The sequence below is a fragment of the Paenibacillus paeoniae genome (assembly GCF_003388735.1).
Lineage (GTDB): Bacteria > Bacillota > Bacilli > Paenibacillales > Paenibacillaceae > Pristimantibacillus > Pristimantibacillus paeoniae.
The window spans coordinates 456,943-477,320 of record NZ_QUBQ01000003.1 but is presented as its reverse complement, the minus strand read 5'-3'; the positions used below and the strand labels follow the sequence as shown (position 1 = coordinate 477,320).

At 47.5% G+C, this 20,378-nt stretch carries 20 protein-coding genes and 1 pseudogene; 1 reads left to right on the top strand and 20 read right to left on the bottom strand.

All coding sequences use genetic code 11. The annotated features are described in order from the left end of the window. From DX130_RS18385 to DX130_RS18310, 16 genes and pseudogenes are all read right to left on the bottom strand, one after another. The coding region (locus DX130_RS18385; protein ID WP_116047808.1) for a transposase at positions 1-236 on the bottom strand (236 nt) is incomplete at its 3' end. Between the two features lie 327 nt (positions 237-563). Then, complete coding sequence (locus DX130_RS18380; protein ID WP_116047807.1) at positions 564-1,055, bottom strand: small multi-drug export protein; 492 nt, start codon at positions 1,053-1,055, stop codon at positions 564-566. 27 nt (positions 1,056-1,082) lie between these two features. Next, positions 1,083-1,289 (bottom strand): helix-turn-helix transcriptional regulator, encoded by a 207-nt coding sequence (locus DX130_RS18375; RefSeq protein WP_116047805.1) that lies wholly within the window; start codon positions 1,287-1,289, stop codon positions 1,083-1,085. 12 nt (positions 1,290-1,301) lie between these two features. Further along, entirely contained in the window at positions 1,302-1,709 is a 408-nt protein-coding gene (locus DX130_RS18370; RefSeq protein ID WP_116047803.1) for a DUF6442 family protein, read from the bottom strand. Between the two features lie 129 nt (positions 1,710-1,838). After that, positions 1,839-2,228: a hypothetical protein gene (locus DX130_RS18365; protein WP_116047802.1), complete on the bottom strand. Its 390-nt coding sequence runs from the start codon at positions 2,226-2,228 to the stop codon at positions 1,839-1,841. 409 nt (positions 2,229-2,637) lie between these two features. After that, positions 2,638-3,525: an alpha/beta fold hydrolase gene (locus DX130_RS18360; protein ID WP_116047800.1), complete on the bottom strand. Its 888-nt coding sequence runs from the start codon at positions 3,523-3,525 to the stop codon at positions 2,638-2,640. Positions 3,526-3,604: 79 nt separating this feature from the next. Beyond that, the gene (locus DX130_RS18355) at positions 3,605-4,396 is read right to left on the bottom strand and encodes an energy-coupling factor transporter transmembrane component T family protein (RefSeq protein WP_116047799.1); all 792 of its coding nucleotides are present in this window, start codon (positions 4,394-4,396) and stop codon (positions 3,605-3,607) included. Positions 4,397-4,415: 19 nt separating this feature from the next. After that, complete coding sequence (locus tag DX130_RS18350) at positions 4,416-5,294, bottom strand: ATP-binding cassette domain-containing protein (protein ID WP_116047797.1); 879 nt, start codon at positions 5,292-5,294, stop codon at positions 4,416-4,418. Next, complete coding sequence (locus DX130_RS18345; protein WP_116047795.1) at positions 5,279-6,121, bottom strand: ATP-binding cassette domain-containing protein; 843 nt, start codon at positions 6,119-6,121, stop codon at positions 5,279-5,281. Before DX130_RS18345 ends, DX130_RS18350 begins: the two co-directional genes overlap by 16 nt. Beyond that, the gene (locus DX130_RS18340) at positions 6,118-6,678 is read right to left on the bottom strand and encodes a CD3072 family TudS-related putative desulfidase (RefSeq protein ID WP_240644571.1); all 561 of its coding nucleotides are present in this window, start codon (positions 6,676-6,678) and stop codon (positions 6,118-6,120) included. The genes DX130_RS18345 and DX130_RS18340 overlap by 4 nt, the downstream gene beginning before the upstream one ends. Continuing rightward, on the bottom strand, positions 6,665-7,246 hold the full coding sequence (locus DX130_RS18335; RefSeq protein WP_116047794.1) for a CD3073 family putative ECF transporter S component: 582 nt from the start codon (positions 7,244-7,246) through the stop codon (positions 6,665-6,667). The genes DX130_RS18340 and DX130_RS18335 overlap by 14 nt, the downstream gene beginning before the upstream one ends. Before the next feature lie 438 nt (positions 7,247-7,684). Next, a complete protein-coding gene (locus DX130_RS18330) occupies positions 7,685-9,133 on the bottom strand; it encodes a DEAD/DEAH box helicase (protein ID WP_116047792.1) in 1,449 nt (482 codons plus the stop codon). 558 nt (positions 9,134-9,691) lie between these two features. Continuing rightward, the gene (locus DX130_RS18325) at positions 9,692-11,731 is read right to left on the bottom strand and encodes a serine hydrolase domain-containing protein (protein ID WP_420818539.1); all 2,040 of its coding nucleotides are present in this window, start codon (positions 11,729-11,731) and stop codon (positions 9,692-9,694) included. A 396-nt stretch (positions 11,732-12,127) separates the two neighbouring features. Further along, positions 12,128-12,750, bottom strand: a pseudogene (locus tag DX130_RS18320) (flavin reductase family protein). Between the two features lie 322 nt (positions 12,751-13,072). After that, complete coding sequence (locus DX130_RS27480; RefSeq protein ID WP_116047790.1) at positions 13,073-13,186, bottom strand: MerR family DNA-binding transcriptional regulator; 114 nt, start codon at positions 13,184-13,186, stop codon at positions 13,073-13,075. A 151-nt stretch (positions 13,187-13,337) separates the two neighbouring features. After that, positions 13,338-15,464, bottom strand: a complete 2,127-nt coding sequence (locus tag DX130_RS18310) for a serine hydrolase domain-containing protein (RefSeq protein ID WP_240644569.1) — start codon at positions 15,462-15,464, stop codon at positions 13,338-13,340. Positions 15,465-15,825: 361 nt separating this feature from the next. On the opposite strand from DX130_RS18310, the gene DX130_RS26540 reads away from it, so the two are divergent. Continuing rightward, entirely contained in the window at positions 15,826-15,990 is a 165-nt protein-coding gene (locus tag DX130_RS26540) for a hypothetical protein (protein ID WP_165861351.1), read from the top strand. A gap of 574 nt (positions 15,991-16,564) precedes the next feature. Here the strand turns inward: DX130_RS26540 and DX130_RS18305 are convergent. The 4 genes from DX130_RS18305 to DX130_RS18290 form a co-directional block, all read right to left on the bottom strand. Next, positions 16,565-17,278 carry a hypothetical protein gene (locus DX130_RS18305; protein WP_116047787.1) on the bottom strand — a complete coding sequence of 238 codons (714 nt, stop codon included), beginning with the start codon at positions 17,276-17,278 and terminating at the stop codon, positions 16,565-16,567. 380 nt (positions 17,279-17,658) lie between these two features. Next, on the bottom strand, positions 17,659-18,510 hold the full coding sequence (locus DX130_RS18300; protein ID WP_116047785.1) for a sulfurtransferase: 852 nt from the start codon (positions 18,508-18,510) through the stop codon (positions 17,659-17,661). A gap of 28 nt (positions 18,511-18,538) precedes the next feature. Beyond that, on the bottom strand, positions 18,539-19,312 hold the full coding sequence (locus tag DX130_RS18295; RefSeq protein WP_116047783.1) for an ABC transporter ATP-binding protein: 774 nt from the start codon (positions 19,310-19,312) through the stop codon (positions 18,539-18,541). Positions 19,313-19,331: 19 nt separating this feature from the next. Beyond that, positions 19,332-20,363, bottom strand: coding sequence for an ABC transporter substrate-binding protein (locus DX130_RS18290; RefSeq protein ID WP_240644568.1), 1,032 nt, complete (start codon positions 20,361-20,363; stop codon positions 19,332-19,334). Between the last annotated feature and the right edge of the window lie 15 nt (positions 20,364-20,378).

Below are 20,378 nucleotides of genomic sequence, written 5' to 3'. Positions count from 1 at the left end.
AGATCGGCAATCTCTTTGGCTTGGCTTTGAATGGTACGGTTTTTTTCTCGTAAGGCATCCGGCGTGAGCAGAGGTTCATTCTCGAACTTACGATGTTTGGCCATCCATTGCTGCAGGGTGCCTTCCGGAATATTAAGCTCCTCTGCAATCTGTGGGATGTTCTTCGTTTGCTCCTGAATATACTTCACCGTCTGCCGCTTGAATTCATCGTTGTAGTGTTGTCTCGTATTCCTCATTGTGAACACCTCACCTTGTATTAGGTTTATTATCTAATTAACGTTAGGAGGCGTCCACTTTTTATTCTAACTGCAGAAACCGACTTAGAGTGTCCTCAGAGAGCGCATCAAGGAGATTAAGGCGTTGAAACCGATTAAAAAAGGTACAACCAACCTCATAAAGATAGCACCATCTCAATCTGCGCCAGTGACAGTAGCCTTCGCCTAAATCCACCTCCAGGTTATGTCAAACCACTGCGGGTATTCTCCTGTTATGGAGTGCTGGGACTTTCTCAACAGGCTGACCAGGGCATCTTGCCCTGGCTTGTATCTATCAATCGATCCAGATTAGAAAATGTGTTCTACTCCAAGCATTAACAAACCGCCAATTACGACAGACCACACAGCTATAGAGATCGTAATCCACAAACTTACATAACTCTTCTTGGCTCCTGCTGCGAGTGCAATACCAGCGGATAGGTGAAACGCTAATAAGATACCTGCTAACGAAACTCCTGGAACACCATACTTTTCGAAATATCGTCTTGCTTTTATTGCACGTTTACTCGGCTCTTTAGTTTCCTTGTTTTTCACTACCTTGGAACGAAGTTTGCTAATAATCCATATAAATGCCATTACAGAGGCCCAGTTACCTACTGCTGCCGTTACAATGACCGGTATAGGAGGGAATCCGAGAAGAACAATCCCCATTGGTATGGCACCGTAGGATTCAATGAATGGTATTAGAGAAAGGATGGAGATGCTTAACAGTTGTAAAAATAAATTCCCTTCAAGACCCGGTAATAAGTTCAAATAAAACTCCTGAAATTGTTGTATCATATGCGAACTCCTCTCTAGTATGTTTAATCAGAAATAAAATAGTTCTTCAAACTTCTTGTCCAAAGCAATACAAAGAATCAAGGCCAGTTTTGCGGTTGGATTAAATTGTCCTGTTTCAATGGAACTAATGGTATTCCGAGAAACACCGACTAATTTTGCTAGCTGTGCCTGTGATAATTTTTTTTCAGTCCTTGCTTCTCTCAAATTATTTTTCAGGATCAATTCATCTTCCATCAGCTCACCCTATTAATTCGCATTAGCTGTTATCAATTGATAAATATGAGCAACTGATAATATCAGCGTCGCAAGTGTATAAATAATTGAAAGCACCCAATCGCGTTTGCGTTTCATCCGGATTGCTTTGACGATGAAACCAGCTGCCGGAATAGAAAAAATGATGGCATATAAGCCAAAATCCATACCACCGCCAAGCAGACTTTGCGTCACAAATAAGATGGTAGCCAATATGGTCGCCGCAATCGACCCCACATTTCCCGCATTTATTTGAACTTCTATCTTAAATAAATCCTTATCCTTGTTTTCTTTTCTGCTCTTCGCTAAAATTTCATCCCTGTTAATGAGAATCCCTCCCAAGATATTTGCCAAGTTTTCTTGGCATGCTATAACTATATACTTGCCAAGTTTTCTTGTCAACTATTTGTGAATCCTCATTCCTAGCACTGTTCACTTTGAACATAAAAAATACATCGCCAAGGCACTAAGCCTAATAAGCGATGTATCTACAACTCGTATCGTATCGTATCCTTTGCCCTATCCTCAAAACTAATATTTAACGTGCAGGAAAAACCAATTAATAGATCCAGAGTTGCCTTGGAATTGGGCTTGCAGTACTACCGGACTAGCATAAGGATTAGTGAAAGGTGCCTGACAGCAGTAAACAACCGGACCATAAATCGAAGCGGAGCCAGTGGAGTCTAACGTGACGGTAAGAGTGGAACCGGAGATAGGTTCGCGTTGCCCCAATGGTCCTTTGGACATCAAAGTGACGGTCACTTGGGTATTCGGTTGTCCCGTCAAAATCGCTTCATAGTAATATTGAGAGTAACCCGGCTGTCCATATCTCGTCTCTGTTGATTCCACGGTATACGCGGCTGAGACCGAGCTGGAGAAAGCTAACATCGCAATGAGGACTAATAATATAACTTTCTTCATTCTTCTAACCTCCTTTCTATGAAAGATAAAGAAATCAGTGTACTCTATGATGAAAAAAGTAGTGGATCAATCATATTATATAAAAAAAGGGATAAATATGAAGGGGTAAATTTCGTTTACCGTTTCACTCTATTGAGTCATTGGCAATGTGAATTCATCCGATCTTAATCAGATTCCGACTGTTGCTTTCGACTTCGAAAACTGCTTGTCTTAGATTTTGCCTGCAAGATATTGAACAGAAAGCCACAAAGGGCTGCAACAGGTCAGTTGCTCATGACCTGTCGCAGCCCCCAAACCCGCGTATAACGCGGCTTCTGGCTTTTACTCTTCTCTCGTCACGATTAGACTTCCCTCGTACGAAGTATACCGAATCATCGGGATTCGCCTTACTCGCCCGACTGAAAGCCGATCAATCCCTGCCTGCCTCGTACAACTTCTGTGCCACCATAGCTGGTCTTGTAACCGAGTCAGTCATATGGTCCCCGTCGCCTACAATTAGGCGGTACAATCCAAGTCGCGAGGACATACGCGGATACCAGCCATAGCCCTCACCTGCTGCAAAAACGTTGTCCTGATAAAAAAAGACATAGCTTTTGGGCGTAGGAAGCGTATAGAACGCTTTAAGGTCCAGCTTCTCGAAGAGCGGCTTCGCTGGTTCCGGTGTAATACGCTCATATATCTGCTTGGCTACCTCCAAGGTCGCGGTATTCACGAATAAATCCCGAAACAGCGGAAATGGGAGCATAATCGTATCATCATGCGATGCGGCTCTGAGCTGCTCGAAGCCTTGCCTGGTTGCAGGCGGCAGCTCGTCGGCAGCAGCCTCTCCGTCCCTTAATACAAATGCATCCCAAAAGACGAGACGTTTGATGCGATCCGGCACCTGCTCCGCAACCTTCTGAATGACGGTTCCACCGAAGCTATGCCCAACGAGAATGATCTCATGCAAATTCATCCCTGTTATAAAGTCGACAACAGACTTCGTAATCATTGAATGCGTAACGGCTTTGTTCGGATCATCGCCGTGTCCTGCATATTCTGGAGCATAGACGGTGTGTCCGCTCCTGCGAAGCTCCGCTGCAATACCGTCCCAGAAGTGCGCATCAGCCCAGGAGCCATGCACAAGCACAAAGGTAAGTAATTGCTGCGGAGGCAGCAGGTAGTTTTCTTCTACTTCCCTGGTATCATATGGCCAGGGCCATCCGCCAGGGGAATAAGGAGCATTATAGTAGCCTTGAAGTATAAACCGGCAATCGGGATAAGGGAAATAGTGAACTTGTGGGGGATATGAAAACATGCAAAAACATCCTCTCCAATCAACATCATTCAGCATATGCCTAATGCTATTGCGAGGTTCTGCTGTTTCAAGTACCCGACTACCAGACGAATATCGCCGCCAAATTCACAATAGAGAAGCTGAACACCGCATAATCGCTAACACGAAGCCGATATACCCGAATTGGCGTCCGCCCCTCATCCCCCTGATAACAGCGAGATTCCATCGCTACAGCCAGATCCTTCGCCCGGATGATCGACATGACGAACAAAGGCATCAGCATCGGCAATACACCGCGAAAACGCGTCGATACGCCCTTGCGATGAAAACCGCCCCCACGCGCAAGCTGGGCTTTGCGGATTTTATCAAACTCCTCAATCAGAATCGGGAGGAAGCGCAAGGCTATCGAGAACATCATGACTGCTTCATGGACAGGCAAGCGCCACTTTTTGAGCGGCTTGAGCAGCATCTCCAGTCCTTCTGCCAGTATAATTGGTGAGGTCGTTCTTACTAGCAGTGCGAGCAGCAGCACGATGCCTGCAATCTGTTCGCACATCATAATGCCCCGGATCACGCCCTGTGACGAGAAACTGAGCCAACCCCATGTGATCATACTTTCCCCAGGAACTGCTGTAAGTACAGACTGGTAGATCATAGTGGAGGCGAAGAAGAGGGACAACGACAGCAAAGTGAATACCAGCACCCGCCAAGACAGCTTGGCCATACCCCACAGCACAATCAACAGCAGCAATTGGACCGTCTTCAGTCCTAAACTATGAGTCAGTAAAAGCGCAGCCCCGAACAACAGAACAGCCACGATTTTCATCCGTGGATCCCAGCGCTCCAGCAAAGAATCGCGTTTTTGATACAGTAAAAAGCTTGCTCCGGCCATATCCATTCCCTCATTTACATTATACTGTGACGCGCGGTTTGCCCAGCAGCTTTATAATAGCCTCCGAGGCCCCATGCGGTGTCAATGCAGCTGTATATCTACCTTCATCAACGGCCCCCAACTCACCAAGTAAACGAGATACGACTAGTGCTGGCGGCTCCTCCCAGCCAAATGTATTCAGCAGCCCCCGATCGGACAGCAGTATGTGAGGATGTCCGTCTGCCAGAAAAGCTCCCTCTTTCAGTGCAATCAGACGGGTGGCATGCTCCAGTATCTCCTCCAATTGGTGGCTCACCCACATGACGGTAATACCCCGCTCTTGGTTCATCGTATGAAGCAAGTCAAAGAGCGCCCTCCGAGATTGCAGGTCCAAACCTGCAGTCGGCTCATCCAGAATCAGTACCTCCGGCTCCAGAACGACGACACCAGCAATAGCCACGCGGCGCTTTTCCCCTCCGCTCAGCTCGAACGGGCTGCAGTCCTTGAACGCTTCATAATCCAATTGTACCGCCGCCATCGCCTGCCGCACTCTAGCTTCCTTCTCTTCGTCCGATAGCCCGGCACTTTGCAGTCCGAAGGCAATATCGTCAAATACGGTTGTTGAGAAAAGCTGATGCTCCGGATATTGAAATATAAATCCGACCTTATCAAACAACTCTGGTCTCCGGACTCCACGGGGATTCACATCATCCAGCAGGACGGCTCCATCCGATGGAGCAAGAAAACCCTTCAGAAGTTGAAGAAAGGTTGACTTGCCCGAGCCCGACTTCCCGGCTATCGCCAGCATCTCGCCACTTTCAACGGTCAAATCGAGCTGTTTCAGCACATCCGGCCCCGACGGTGTATTCCGTTTTCGTTTGCTGTAGGTGAAGGATACGCGATCTAGCTTGATTTGCATAACAGCTCCCTCAATTCCAATTCATTCATATCAGACGGCACAGAAATCCCGCTCTCCCGAAGCAGTCCGGCAAGCTTCCAGTAGTAAGGAAGCTCCAATCCGCAATCCTCCAATAGCCGCGTATCCTGCGCGAGTACATTCGGAGTTCCGGAGGCTACAACTTTGCCAGCCCGGAACAGTAACCAGCGGTCCGCATCCGTCACCTCTTCAAGATGATGGGTAATATAAATTAATGTAAAAGGGTACTGCTTCCGTACTTCATGCAAGGTGGCTACAAACTGGCGTCTGGCTACCGGGTCCAGCATCGAGGTCGCCTCATCAAGAATGAGGCAGCGTGGAGCAAGGGCAAGCACAGCTGCAAGAGCGAGCTTCTGTTTCTCGCCCCCGGAGAGGTTCGACACCGGACGATCTTCATCGGCGTCCAGTCCAACCAGGTTGATCGCCCACGCTACCCGGTTTGCAATATCATGCTGTGGCCAGCCGATATTGGACAGGCCAAACGCAATATCTTCACCGACTGTAATGCCGACCTGCTGATTCTCCGGGTTCTGGAAAACAATCTGTACAATCCGTCTAACCGCCGAAAGTGCAGCTTTGTCCGATGTAACATGTCCTTCGACACTGACAGTCCCCTCGGTAGGCAGTTCAATACCGTTCAACAATCTGGATAACGAGGATTTGCCTGAGCCATTGCGCCCCAGGAACGCAACGAACTCTCCCGCAGCAATAGTCAACGAGATATGAGATAATGCCGGCTTGCGGCCGGCATCCTCTTCATCATCTTGTGGCATATTATAATAGAAGGTTGTGTCGCGGATATCGATCATGATGGATGATCCTCCTTGCTGCTTGCAGCATTGGCAACGGCAGAAGCCTCCTCGCGGCCTTGCTTGGCACCAGTTTTTACTCCTACCGGACCAAATACACTGCTTGGCGAATTCGGGTCAAAGATGCCATCTGCCGTATTCGGAATTTGCCAGAAGAAATCAATCTCCACGCCCCATTCCGCTGCTAGCTCCAGAAAGTCCCTCATATAAACGCCTTTTCCGGGATCGCAGGAAGGGCTGCCGGAGATGCCGAGACCTCCCGCAATCGTATATCCGTAATCCTGATACGTCTTTAGCTGCTCCACGACCGGCTGCAAAATTTTGCGGTTATGCGCACGGAACTCCGGTGTATCATACTCTTCCACCGTCATTGGAGGCCGCTCAGGACCGAGAAAGGTAAATTCGGGACAAGGCAATTGAAACATGCCGTATCCCTGCTCATGCGTCCAGTCGACTGCCGCTTTCATGACGCCTGGACTGCGAGCTTCGCCGCCTACGACTGCATTTTGATTAATGACACAGTGCGAGGCGACGATAATCGTTTTACCTCTTTTCATAGGAATCTCTTTTCTTCACCGAAGGGCGTTTAATCAGGGATTGCGGCAGGTTTTTTACAACATAATAAACAAGCAGGACAGACAAAATTTTATCAATCAGATTTTCGCCAAGACGGGGCAGGAAGGTTGCTGCGAACAAGCTCGTGCCAGCTTGCTTAAGCCACAGTACTGCAACATCTTGAACGCTGCCTGTCAGGCCGCCGAACAATCCGATGGCAATAACAGAGCCAACAGCAGGGCATAGTATACCGAGAAGAATACCCGAAATTAAAGACGTAGAAAAGCGAAACCCCTTTTTACGAACCATATATCCAACGACAAGACCTACGATCACATTGACAAGTGCAAATGGAATAGCTGTATAGCCGGAAGTAACACCAAGGACAAGATTGGTTAACAATCCCACAAGCGCGCCCCAGAACGGTCCGAAGACCATGGCGATAAAGATCGTGCCTACCGTATCGAGGAAAAGAAACGGAATTTTCAAATTGCTGACTACGGTACCTGCAATTACATTAATGGCAATCGCCAACGCACCGAGTGTTAGAACCAAGGTTCTCTGATTCATGGTTTGTACCTCCTAAGGGGATTCATAATTTTTTTTATAATGACTGAAACAGGCTGACTATAAAAAATGAACCCTACTCCCCCTTTGTACATAACGAGCTGCCCCTAAAGCATAACTTCCTTGCCGCGGCAGCAGCTACAGACGAATCACAAAACCAAGTTAACAAATTGGATTAATTGAATATAATTTAGCGCGGTTTTTGTTTGAAGTCAATGGCATTATTTTGGAAAGATCTAAATCAAACTGAAGGCCAGCTTAAGCGAGTCTATTTGCAAAAATATAAAAAGAGCAGCCGCAGCATGCTCTATCATCGAATGACTAAGTAACTAACCCATCATTCTATCTCGACACGTATATGAGAATGCCCCTAAACCACTGAACAAACGTGGATTAGAGGCATTTTTTCGTTAGCTATTAAATGAATGGATACTGTCATTATTATTTTCGGTTTGCCTGATGTACTTTCAGCAGCTTACCTTTAATCGTTGTATTTTTCATTATATTAAGAACGAGGTGTCCTTTGCCATTGAGGATATCCACGTAGGAGGCGTTATCCTCTATCGTAATAATCCCTATGTCACCCGCCGATACCCCGTCAATCTTAGCAATCGTGCCAACGAAGTCTACTGCTCTGATCTTCTTTTTCTTCCCCCCGTTGAAGTATAGCTTCAGGATCTCCTGATTCCTACGGGAGCTTCGGTCCTTCTTGACCGTTCCCTGAATCCTTAGCTTCTCTTCAAAAGCAGCACTGGTACGTGCGAGGACTTCTTTGGATGGCGGGTTACTCTTAGGAATCTCGAACCCTATATATTGCTGGACATTGGCAACGAACTTGTCTTCGGACGGCGTGGCGAAGGAGATCGCTGTCCCCGACTTTCCGGCTCTTCCCGTACGACCGATTCGATGAACATAGCTTTCGTTCTCTTGCGGAAAATCATAGTTGATGACATGGCTGATGTTCTCGATATCGATCCCTCTCGCAGCGACATCCGTCGCAATCAGATAGCGGAACTCTCCTTGTTTGAACGCGTTCATCATCTCTGTGCGATCATCCTGCTCCATTCCCCCATGGATTCTGCCGCAGGGGTATCCGCTCTTTTCCAATTCTTTAAATACGACTTCAACCCTAAGCTGTGTCCGGCAAAAGATAATGCAGCTATCCGGATTCTCGACGATGGTGACATCACGCAGCAAATTAAGCTTGTTCTCGTCCCTGACCGAATAAATGTAATGCTCGATTTGGCTTGTCGTTCTTGCCTCGGTCTGCACCTCTATGTTCAATGGATGATTCATATATTTGCGGCATAAATGCTCCACGTCCTTGGGCAGCGTCGCCGAAAAAAGCATGGTCATTCGATTCTGGGGCAGCTCGCGGATAATCTTCTCCACATGCTCAATGAAACCCATATTCAGCATCTCATCGGCTTCATCGATCACAAGAAACTTGATTTGTTCCAAATCAATGGTCTGCTTCTCAATATGATCGATTAGCCGCCCCGGCGTGCCTACGATGACGTGATTCCTCTGCTGCAGCTGCACCTTCTGCCTGTAGAAAGGCTGCTTTCCATAAATAGCGGTTGCCTTTATCCGTTTATATGTGCCGATATTCATGATATCCTGCGTAACCTGATCGGCAAGTTCGCGAGTTGGCGTTAAGATCAGGGCCTGAGGCCGGTTTTCTTGCCATTCCAGCAGTTCGCAGATTGGAATACCATAAGCTGCGGTCTTCCCGCTTCCCGTATGGGACTTAACGGTCATATCCTTTCTCTCAAGCGCGAAGGGAATCACCTTGCGTTGAACTTCCGTTGGTTGATGATATCCCAAACTGTCTAAAGAACGGGTAATTTCCTCGCCTAACCTATAGTCTTTAAATCCTTGCTCACTCATAAGTAAACCCCTTTTATTTAAGTAACATCGAATTAATATGTTATAGTGTCTAGGTTATATTTTATCTATCATGGACATACCTGTCTATTCCATGTAGGAAGTTCTATTGGCTAAAATATGCGATGAGCATGTGTTGTATGGAGTTTTAAGGGTAAGATAACAAAATGTCTGTTCTCACATTATTGATAATAATTATTATCGTCTGGACTGCTGGAACCTTACCGCTCCGCATGGCTTTCGTCCTCGCTACTTTGGACTGCGGTTGGCTCAATGTTTTGTTCTTTGTGAGACACAAAGCGAAACCATTGTGCGTTCATCGACAATCTGTTCCGGCTGCCGGGCAGTGGCTGGCTTTGGGCTTCTTACAGCTGCTTTCTCCAACTTTTTATTTGCAAGTTGTTGAATGAAAACGCAAAAAGAGGGCCGCAACAGGTCAATTACTCCTAACCTGTCACAGCCCCCAAACCCGCGTCCGACGCGGCCTTACACCTTCTCCTCGTCCCCCACCGCAATTGATTCTACTCCTAGTTAATCCAATCGCGCCAGCCATTGGATTAGTTACTGAGCTGAAATCTCGAACTGTGCACCGGCATCTCCGACAAAAACAATGGATCCTCCCGCGGGCAACGTAACCTGATCCTTGTCCTCGATAATGCTGAAGTAGACGCATTTTCCATTCGCATCATAAACCGCGAAGGAGGCATTCGAGGACATACTCACCTTAACGGTATTGCCCTTGTCTTTGTCGCTTATCGTATACCACTCGGCATATCCGCTCGATGGAATGGTAACGACTGACTTCTCAGCGACATTCAGGGACTTTACGTTATCCTCGCTCACTAAGATCATTCCACGTTGTTCCAGGTACTCAACGCCTTCCTCCGTAAAGAAAGTTAAACCTGAGAGATCCCGTCCATCCGCTCCCGGAATTTGCAATTCGGAGATTGCCGTATGGGGGCCTGTTATACGTTTATCCAAAACGTACCCCGGCAATTGCTTGGACACATTCAATTGATAAGGCGGCATGACCAAATAAACGACCGACGTGTACTTCTCATTCAGCAAATAATATTTTTTGCCATCGCGCCTATTCCATGCCTCTATTATCCCTGACGGAAGAGCTTGGGGCTGAAGCTTCTCGGCAGAGTACATAGAATGGGCTGTCTGCCCAAAACCCGGCAACGAAGAATATAAGCTAACCCGGAAATAGGTGCGGCCGTTCTCTTCCGTTACGAAGCTGGTCATCACTTTTCCGTCCGCACTCCGGAACGTGCCGTCCTCCGAATATTTATAACTCTGGGAGTGATTATTGGTCTGCTCCGAAGTGACTGACATGTTACCGCCTTCCATAATATGAATTTTCATCGTTGCATTAGACGAGCCATAGATCCCAGAATACTGGAGCATGGACTTCGGCATATCAGCCTTTACCGGCACGCCATACGACTTCTCAGTCTTGAACTCGGCAATTATCCCTTTCTCCTTCAGCGCCTGAAGCAGAATCTCGTTCGCCAGAAGCTGGTTGTATGCGCCGGATCCACCAGAAGTGACGACAGCTGCCGCTATATCCTGCTCGGGAAGCACAACGAGCGCCGCTTGATAGAGAACCGTGGCCCCGCCTTTGGCCAGCGCCTTCATCCCATATTCGCCGAAGGGATACAGATTAACACTGTCCCAGCCGAGACCATATTCCATTGAGTTATCCGCATCATCAGGCCACAAAGGCGTCTTGTATTCGTTCTGGATCATAGCCGCGGCTGATTGGCCGGATAATAATTGATCTGCTCCCCCTGTAAATAGTTGCGAGAATCGAACCAAGTCCTCCGCAGTAGAATAGATGCCCCCAGATCCGATTACGTTGGTCGTTTCGTTAGGAAGTTGTCCTGTATAGCCAGGATAATAGAGTCCCGCCATCTCGGCCGTGTTCGGAGAGTCGAGCGGCGTCACTGTATTGGCCATACCTAGAGGCTCCGTAATATATCGATGGATATAAGAGGTAAAGTCCATGCCGCTGACATGCTCGACCAGAATCTCGGCCAATGTAAATCCGTCATTGCAGTATACCGAAAATGCGCCTGGGTCCGCCTTCAAGGTCTGTCCGGCCAATTGCGTCAGCAGTGTGTCGTGGGCGTAAGTATCGTTATCTTCGAATAGAAAGATATTTCCCCCCGACGTTCCGTTCAAACCGGAAGAGTGATTTAACAACATACGCGGCGTAATCTGCTTATAGCGCTCATCCTTCATCGTAAACTCGGGAATATAGTGGACGACTGGCGTATCGAGATCGATTTCTCCTAGGTCGACCAACTGCATGACGGCAACCGTGGTGAATATTTTGCTTACCGAGCCGATCCCATACATCGTGTCTTTCGTGAGCGGCTTCTGTCCCTGCTCATCATTCTTCCCAAGTTGGCCGGATACGACGATATTGCCTTGATCGATAATGGCGTACTGCACACTGTTCGTGTCGTATGCTTTCGTGAGAAGTTCAGCCTTCTCCCTTGCAACTTTCCGGGTTTCTTCGTAGTTGAACACAGCCTCGTTCGAATCGGTTTGCGTCTCTACCGGTGTAGAGTCTCCATCACAAGAGGTTAGCAGTAAACAGAAAGCTAGTAATACCAGGAAGGTCAAGCGAGTATTCTTAAAGGCCTGTCGTAGAAAGCTCAAGCTCTGTATCCCCCCTTATTTATATTAAGATAGATTATAATGGATAAACCTTTGATTTCCCTTTGAAAAACAACTACATCTTGAACTTGTAGCCCAAGCCTCAAGCCGTTTGATTAAATTGATCCGCGTGCCAGGGGAACTCGTTTATTGACTCTTTGCTCACTTCGAAGCATAAAAAAACATCCCCGGGGCGCTTAGGCTACATGGCGATGTATTCAAAACTTATATCCTATTATATATCTGTCTACGCTTGTTCTTCTCCCACGCCAATCGGATTTCTCTTATAGCTAATCCAATCGCTCCGGCTAGAGACCAACACACCTGTTATTACGTTGCAGCCGGTCCGAACACCGGGGCTAGCCGGGAATTGGATAGTTGCTCGCTTAGGCCAAAATATTCGCAGAAATTCATGATCATCGGGTTCCATTTGGACGGATCAACATAATTCGAATGATCTCTCATCGTCAAGTGATGTGCGACGTGAATTTTCCCAATGCGGACCTCCAAGGCTACTAGTGAGCTTGGCTCGAATGGGTGTATCTTGACGAGCTTGCCTCCAAGTGAATGGGACATTGTTGCACCCGTGGCGCCATGACCTCCCAGGATGGTAGAGGGGTCAATTTTGACACCCCGAATTTATCCGCTTCCAATCGATAGCCCCTCTCTGCCTTGGATTCCGGGACCGGATTTCGTCCGGTTATTAAGGTGAGACGTTCGATCGCCGGAATAAAGTCGATGGACGGTAAGTTCAGCACGCATTCTCCCTCCCTAATCATATTCCGAGCAGTCTGCGATTTGTGGCTTAGCCCGAGCATGCAAGATCGATTCAACCACCAGGCCGATGACATAGGCGCCAAGTTTGGAGTTCCATCTTCATTTATCGTACTGATCCGTACAACAGATGAGCCAAAATAAAGGATTTTAGGTTCGATTTCAACATGCGTAGACATACTCATAACGCTCATTCCCCCTCCAGATGTTCATGTGAACCCAATGTAGCACAGGTAGGAAGGCATTTATACGAATTGGGAATAGGATAGCAAAAACGCAAAATGTTGATTTTCGAGTTGTTGACTTAAATTTATCAATCTATGCAGCAACACACAAAGACCGACAGCAGCTACAAGAGCGGGAACTGTCGGCCTTCTTTATATTCGTACAAAGAACTGTACAATATATCATGATACAAACGACGGATTCTCGCTATACGAGATTCAATCGCTCCAATTGTAGAATTGGTTTTCATTAGTTTGATGAATAAGGTCCGGTTTCTTAACCATGAACTACAGGAATCATCCATTGGTAATGCAGCAGTCCTTCTTTGTCGTAATGACGAAGCATGCTGGTAGGAAGACCCGTCCACTCAGAAAAGTCTTGTATGGTCATGTTTGTTTACAACGGTTCCTCCTCCTACCACCCTCATTAATAATAACTTCACATGTTTAATCGATTCCCGTCCGGATCATAGAAATGGAATCCTTTCCAGCGCTCCCTTATAATTTTGGATACTTCAATTGCTGTTTCAGTATTGGATTAGTTACTGAGCTGAAATCTCGAACTGTGCACCGGCATCTCCGACAAAAACAATGGATCCTCCCGCGGGCAACGTAACCTGATCCTTGTCCTCGATAATGCTAAAGTAGACGCATTTTCCATTCGCATCATAAACCGCGAAGGAGGCGTTCAAGGGCATGCTCACCTTAATGGTACTATCCCCGTCTTTGTCACTTATCGTATACCACTCGGCATATCCGCTCGATGGAATGGTAACGACTGACTTCTCAGCGACATTCAGGGACTTTACGTTATCCTCGCTCACTAAGATCATTCCACGTTGTTCCAGGTACTCAACGTCCTCCTCCGTAAAGAACGTTAAACCTGAGATATCCCGCCCACTCATTCCCGGAATTTGCAATTCGGAGATTGCCGTATGGGGGCCTGTTATTCGTTTATCCAAAACATACCCCGGCAATTGCTTGGACACATTCAATTGATAGGACGGCATGATCAAATAAAGGACTGACGTATACTTCTCATTTAACAAATAATATTTTTTGCCATCGCGCTTATTCCATGCCTCTGTTGTCTCTGAAGGAAGATCTTGGGGCTGAAGCTTCTCGCCAACGTACATCGAATAGGCTGTCTGTCCAATACCTGGCAACGAAGAATATAAGCTAACCCGGAAGTAGGTGCGGCCGTTCTCCTCCGTTACGAAGCTGGCCATCACTTTTCCGTCCGCACTCCGGAACGTGCCGTCCGCCGAATATTTATAGCTCTGGGAGTGATTATTGGACTTCTCCGAAGTGACGGACATGTTACCGCCTTCCGTAATATGAATTTTCATCGTTGCATCAGACGAGCCATAGATCCCCGAATACTGCAGCATGGACTCCGGCATATCGGCCTTTACCGGCACGCCGTACGACTTCTCGGTCTTGAACTCGGTAATTGTCCCTTTCTCTTTCAGCGCCTGAAGCAGAATCTCGTTCGCCATAAGCTCGTTGTATCCGCTGTTTCCGCCGGAAGTGACGACAGCTGCCGCTATATCCTGCTCGGGAAGCACAACGAGCGACGCGTGATAGAAAACAAGGTCCCCTCCTTTGCTCAGCGCTTTCATCCCATATTCGCTGAAGGGATACAGATTAACACTTTCCCAGCCGAGGCCGTATTCCGTATCCTCAGGCCACAAAGGCTTCCTGAATGCGTTCTGTGTCATTGCAGCAGCTGATTGACTGGACAATAATTGTTCTGCTCCCCCTGTAAATAGTTGCGAGAATCGAACTAAATCCTCTGCAGTAGAATAGATGCCTCCAGATCCGATGCGATTGGCCGCCTCGTTGGGCATTTGTCCAGTATAGTCAGGATAATAGAGTCCCGCCATCTCAGCCGTGTTCGGAGAATCGAGCGGCGTCACCGTATGGGCCATACCTAGAGGCTCCGTAATATATCGATGGATATAAGAGGTAAAGTCCACACCGCTGACATACTCGACCAGAATCTCGGCCAGCCCAAATCCGACATTGCTGTATGCCGAAAAAGCGCCCGGGTCTGCTTTTAAAACTTGTCCGGCCAGTTGCTCTAGCAGTGTATCGTGGGCGTAAGTATCGTTATCTTCGAATAGATAGACATTTTGCACCGTTCCGTGCAGACCGGAAGAATGATTTAACAGCATACGCGGTGTAATCCCTTTATAGCGCTCATCTTTCATCGTAAACTCGGGGATATACTGGACGACCGGCGTATCGAGATCGATTTTCCCTAAGTCGACCAACTGCATGACAGCAACTGTGGTGAACATTTTGCTCGTCGAGCCGATCCCATACATCGTGTCTTTCGAGAGCGGCTTCTGTCCTTGCTCATCGTTCTTCCCAAATTGGCCGGATACGATGATATTGCCTTGATCGATAATGGCGTACTGCACACTGTTCGTGTCGTATGCTTTCGTGAGAAAATCAGCCTTCTCCCTTGCAACTTTCCGGGTTTCTTCGTAGTTGAACACAGCCTCGTTCGGATCGGTTAACTCGGACGTATTCGGCACCATCGTCGAATTCTGCGTCTCTACTGGTGTATAGTCTCTATCACAAGAGGTTAGTAATAAACAGAAAGCTAGTAATACCAGGAAGGTCAAGCGAGTATGCTTAAAGGCCTGTCGTAGAAAGCTCATGCTCTGTATCCCCCTTACTTATATATTAAGATGGATTATAATGGATGAACCTTTGATTTCCCTTTGAAGAGCGACTACATCTTGAGCTTGTAGCCCAAGCCTCAAGCCGTTCGAATACATTGATCCGCGTGCCAGGAGATTAGCTTCTTCCGAAGGTAATGAACTCCTATTCCTTTTCCGTAAGAGTCCACTCTTAAAGGATCGGAGTCCTCACTCCCTGCCTCCTAGTCTCTTGAATGAACACAAACCCATTAATCTTAGGCAGCATCATATTATTTTACCGCTATTTTACTTTACTTTTCTATCATGTATCTTGTACGTTCGGCAAGAACGAAATATTACAGGGAAAGGTAGATCGTGAATGGCAAGGACGGTAACACTAAGAGAGGCTTATCCAGGTAGTGTTTTGGCGGCAAAGGTAACGGCGCCTACGGGCATGGTACTTCTTCCGGCAGGAGTGAGATTAACGAAAGAGCAGTTGGACAAAATCAGGAAGTTCGGAATTCATACAATAAAGATAGAGTAACTTGCCCGATAGATCGATGATATGAAGATATACGCAGTTTGACACCCTAATTCCGGAGACTTGTTCAAGCAGAGTCGGTCTTCGGGGCAGGGTTGATCTTTTTTACAAGTTCATGCAGCACCTTGTTCTCCAATTTTTTTCGCCGAGTGCTCTCAAGGCTTGATTGTGTTTTATTCCAATTCAGCTAATTGTCCTGCTTTTCAACCGTAGGGACTGCATCTTCCCCGCACGTTTCTTGAAGCTCCTTGATCCAGATCCCAATGCTCTGTCTTGTCACCTCATATTTCCGACCCAATACCCCTGCTTAATCTCTTGCGCTGCCTTATATCGCACCTCTTTAAACGTATTGTTCCGCTGTCTTATCATCCCAGCTCCTTCGTTAAATGAAACATAAAATTATTTCATTGTGAAGCAGATTGCTAACTCCCTATTGACTTCGGCACATAAAAAATACATCGCCAGAGCGCACAAGCCGCATAGCGATGTATTTTTTGAGCTAGTACTGCTATGCGTCTTTGCAGCCTTCTTCGTCCCCAGTCGTAATCAGATTCTCACTATACGAAATCCAATCGCTCTAGCTATCGGATTGGATCATTGAATTTGTATCCGATTGTCTTTCTGAATATTTTTTTATGTTACAAATATTAATCTTATCTAAATTCCTATACATGGGATTCGTACAGCCAATATAGGCCTTCTCATTTGTAAATCTCATGACCAATTCGTTGGGAGTAGTGAGGCTGTATAACTGTATACTGATATCCAATTTATCAAGAGGCTTCAATATATTTACGATGTAGTCCATGTCTTTCTGGCTAACATCGCCATTCTTTTCAAAAATGTAATACGTTTGGACTTTCGAATACCCCACATATTCCCTGAACGAATAAATCGGATCTAAATTCTTTTTATAGTACGCTTGTGTTGAGTTCATCAATTGTATTTCTTTTTGACTTTCACGCTCCTCTCTCCACTGGTCTACATATTTATGTCCTATATCTAAATAAAAAAGTAAAGACAACGTTCCGAGGAGGATGAATATTCCGTATTTTGCAGACTTGAATCCGTATTTGCTAACATTCCAGGCAAAAACAAGTAGCCCTGTACATATCACGAAACCGTACATCAACGTAAATTCCGTTTGCGAGATACGAGTTGGAGACATAATCTCAAAGTGAAGCATCTCCAAAAAAAATCTTCCGATAATCCAAGAAATGAGAACGACAAGTAAGAGTCTACGGTTAATAACAAAAATACGAAAACCTCCCTTAAAAACAGTTATTTCCATATGTAATCTCTTTATGAATATCGATTTCATAGTAAGGGAATAATTACAATTTCCATAGTACCAATTTATAATAGTACCTTTTCAATTGATTGTTAGCCTTAAATAGTCACTATATTTACTCCTTGTTGATTCGGCCTATAAGAGGATCAGTATGTTGATTTCCGTATTAACGAGGGAACAAATAATACCGGACTCCTCAAACTCGAAGAGACTCGACGTTTATGTATAATCTTAGGTTCTGCAATGCGTTGTAAGCATTTTTAGAAGTGGAATGTTGACTCCTTATTGACTTCAAGGCATAAAAAACAAATCGCTGGAGCCAACAGGCTCACAGCGATTTGTTCATCGTATAAATACTGCTATACAGCTTTAAGTTATCCTCAGCCTCCGGTAGCGATGGGATTGTTCTCGTACGAAATCCAATCACTCCAGCTCCCCGCATACAGCTTCACGTTCTCATACCCCGCTTCGCGGAGCGCCAACACATTAGGCGTTGCCGAGATGCCAGAGCCGCAGTAGACGATGATTTCCTCTTCCTTCGGCAGATTAGCGAACTGTTCGCGGAGCAGCTCCGGCGACTTCCAGGAGCCGTCATCGTGAAGCGCTCCCTTCCAGAAGTAATTGAGCGCTCCCGGAATATACCCCGCAACCGGGTCGAACGGTGCCTCCAAGCCTGCGTATTGCGCGGCATCGCGCGAATCCACCAGCTTCGCTCCCACTTGGTCGCCTCCAGCGGATGCTGCGCGCACTTCGTCTATTCCAACGAGCCAGTCAGCTTGAACGGCTGGCACGAATTCGCGCTGTTCGGCGACGACCGACGCCTCCGTCGATACCTCTCCGCCAGCAGCCGTCCAAGCGGCATATCCGCCGTCCAGCACCTGCACTTGCTCCGCGCCAACATAACGTAGCACCCACCATAGTCTCGAAGCCGCTGGGCCATTGCCATCTTCATAAGCAACGACAGCCGTATCACGGTCGATGCCAAGAGACCCGAACAAGGAAGCCAGCTCCTCCGGCGATGGCAACGGGCTGCGTCCCCCATGCTCCTGTGCCGGACGAGTCAAGTCAGCCTTGAAGTCGATAAAATGTGCGCCAGGCAGATGTCCCTTCGCATAAGCCTCACGGCCATACGAAGCTTCCTTCGGATTAAATCGTACGTCCAAAAGCACGATCCTCTCTCCGCTATTCAGCCTTGCCTTCAATTGATCCACACTCACCACATTAGACGACATCACCCTTCACGCTCCTCTTCTTTTTTAATTAGATCGTAAATTCCAGACTGTCCTGCGACTTCACGTCGTGAATAGCGGCGTAGATATCATTCTGAATCTTCAAGAGTTCCACATCATCACGCTTGCGCGGACGGGGTTTCGACACTTGGAAGATCTGATTAATCCGTCCCGGTCTCGGAGAAAGCAGTACGACCCGATCTCCCAGAAACACTGCTTCCGATACGTCATGCGTAACGAACACAACCGTCTTCTTCTCCGCTTCCCAAATCTTCAGCAGGTCATCTTGCAACTGCAGCCTCGTCAGATGATCAACTGCGCCGAACGGCTCGTCCATAAGCAGCACCTCAGGGCTATTCGCCAGCGCCCGGGCGATGCCCGCCCGCTGCTTCATGCCGCCGGACAGATGATGGGGATACTTATGCTCGAACCCGCGCAGCCCGACCAGATCAAGATAACGCTGCGCCGCCTCCCGGCGCTCTTTCTTCGGAATACCCCGAAATTCGAGCCCCAGCTCTACGTTCTTGTATATCGTTCTCCATGGATATAACGATGGATCTTGAAACACCACACCTCGTTCAATTCCTGTTCCCTTCAGCTTCTCCCCGCCAAACCAAACTTCACCCGAGGTGGGCAGTTGGAGGCCGGCCAAAATTTCGAGAAGCGTGCTTTTGCCGCAGCCGCTTGGCCCAAGGATGCTGAGAAATTCCCCATCCTGAATCGTCAGATGAATATCAGAAAGCGTCTCTGTAGGAGTTGATCCCCCGTATACCTTTGATACGCCGCGGATGGAGAAAGCCTCCATACGATCACCCCGCTTACGCTTATTTTTTCGGAATAAAACTTAGATCCAGCAGATCCTTAATGTCATAAATTTGATCCTGGAAGCCGAGATCGACCTGCACCTGCTGCGTATCCTGCAACGCTTCCAAATTCACATCCGGGTTGTTCTCCCACAGCACATTCTCGCGCTCGAATGCCTTGTCTACTACAGCCGAATCCACCTTCACATTTTTGAGAAAATAAGCCTTGTACTCATCCAGATTGCTCTTAGCATAGTCCTGCGACTTGAAGTAAGCGCGCAGCAGCTTCTCCACGAGATCCGGGTGCTTCTCGATAAAATCATTGCGGGAAACCAGAACGCCCGTATGGAAGGTCGGCAGATAGTCCCAGCCTTTCGCGAGAATGGTGCCTGTGCCCTCGAACTCTGCAAGCGAAGCGAATGGCTCATGAATAATTGTAGCGTCGACCTGTCCCGAAGTAAGGCTGGCATAAGCCGCTTCGTTCACTCCGTTAGCCAGATACGTAACATCGTTCTTGCTCAGGCCATGCTTGTTCAGAATCGTCTGGGTGTATGCATCCAGACCGCTGCCAAGCACGGCTGCCCCGACATTCTTGCCCTTCAAATCCTCCACGCTCTCGATACCCGGCTTTGCAATCAGGTAGAACGGTCCTTTCGTGCGGAACATCGACGAGACGATCTTCAGCGGCGCTCCCTTACCGGCAGCAACGATAACGTTCGTCGTTGCGCTGTCAGCGATATCGACGTCCTTGCTCGTCAGAGCTTCAATTGGATTCTGCGTGGAGATCAGCTCGATGTCCAGTCCTTCTTCCTTGAAGAAGCCCTTCTCAATGCCGAACCGTACAGCTAGACCGCTCACTCCGTTAAAGGGCGAATATCTAATTTTCTGAAGCTCCGTCGTCTTCTCTTCCCCCGATACTGTATCTGTCGGCGATGCGCCACTCGAAGCCGAAGGGGCCGTGCCTGGCGAGTTATTGCTGCCGCCGCAGCCTGCAAGCACAAGCGCAAGTGCCATCGTTACGATTCCAGTTCCTATCCATTTTCTCTTTAACATGATGACTCTCTCCTT

Coding starts and splice junctions, on each gene's coding strand:
- DX130_RS18360 (WP_116047800.1), bottom strand. CDS start 3,525: ATGTTTTCATATCCCCCACAAGTTCACTATTTCCCTTATCCCGATTGC.
- DX130_RS18375 (WP_116047805.1), bottom strand. CDS start 1,289: ATGGAAGATGAATTGATCCTGAAAAATAATTTGAGAGAAGCAAGGACT.
- DX130_RS18380 (WP_116047807.1), bottom strand. CDS start 1,055: ATGATACAACAATTTCAGGAGTTTTATTTGAACTTATTACCGGGTCTT.
- DX130_RS18340 (WP_240644571.1), bottom strand. CDS start 6,678: ATGAAAAGAGGTAAAACGATTATCGTCGCCTCGCACTGTGTCATTAAT.
- DX130_RS27480 (WP_116047790.1), bottom strand. CDS start 13,186: ATGACCATACAAGACTTTTCTGAGTGGACGGGTCTTCCTACCAGCATG.
- DX130_RS26540 (WP_165861351.1), top strand. CDS start 15,826: ATGGCAAGGACGGTAACACTAAGAGAGGCTTATCCAGGTAGTGTTTTG.
- DX130_RS18300 (WP_116047785.1), bottom strand. CDS start 18,510: ATGTCGTCTAATGTGGTGAGTGTGGATCAATTGAAGGCAAGGCTGAAT.
- DX130_RS18335 (WP_116047794.1), bottom strand. CDS start 7,246: ATGAATCAGAGAACCTTGGTTCTAACACTCGGTGCGTTGGCGATTGCC.
- DX130_RS18365 (WP_116047802.1), bottom strand. CDS start 2,228: ATGAAGAAAGTTATATTATTAGTCCTCATTGCGATGTTAGCTTTCTCC.
- DX130_RS18295 (WP_116047783.1), bottom strand. CDS start 19,312: ATGGAGGCTTTCTCCATCCGCGGCGTATCAAAGGTATACGGGGGATCA.
- DX130_RS18345 (WP_116047795.1), bottom strand. CDS start 6,121: ATGATCGATATCCGCGACACAACCTTCTATTATAATATGCCACAAGAT.
- DX130_RS18330 (WP_116047792.1), bottom strand. CDS start 9,133: ATGAGTGAGCAAGGATTTAAAGACTATAGGTTAGGCGAGGAAATTACC.
- DX130_RS18290 (WP_240644568.1), bottom strand. CDS start 20,363: ATGTTAAAGAGAAAATGGATAGGAACTGGAATCGTAACGATGGCACTT.
- DX130_RS18355 (WP_116047799.1), bottom strand. CDS start 4,396: ATGGCCGGAGCAAGCTTTTTACTGTATCAAAAACGCGATTCTTTGCTG.
- DX130_RS18350 (WP_116047797.1), bottom strand. CDS start 5,294: ATGCAAATCAAGCTAGATCGCGTATCCTTCACCTACAGCAAACGAAAA.
- DX130_RS18305 (WP_116047787.1), bottom strand. CDS start 17,278: ATGGAAATAACTGTTTTTAAGGGAGGTTTTCGTATTTTTGTTATTAAC.
- DX130_RS18310 (WP_240644569.1), bottom strand. CDS start 15,464: ATGAGCTTTCTACGACAGGCCTTTAAGCATACTCGCTTGACCTTCCTG.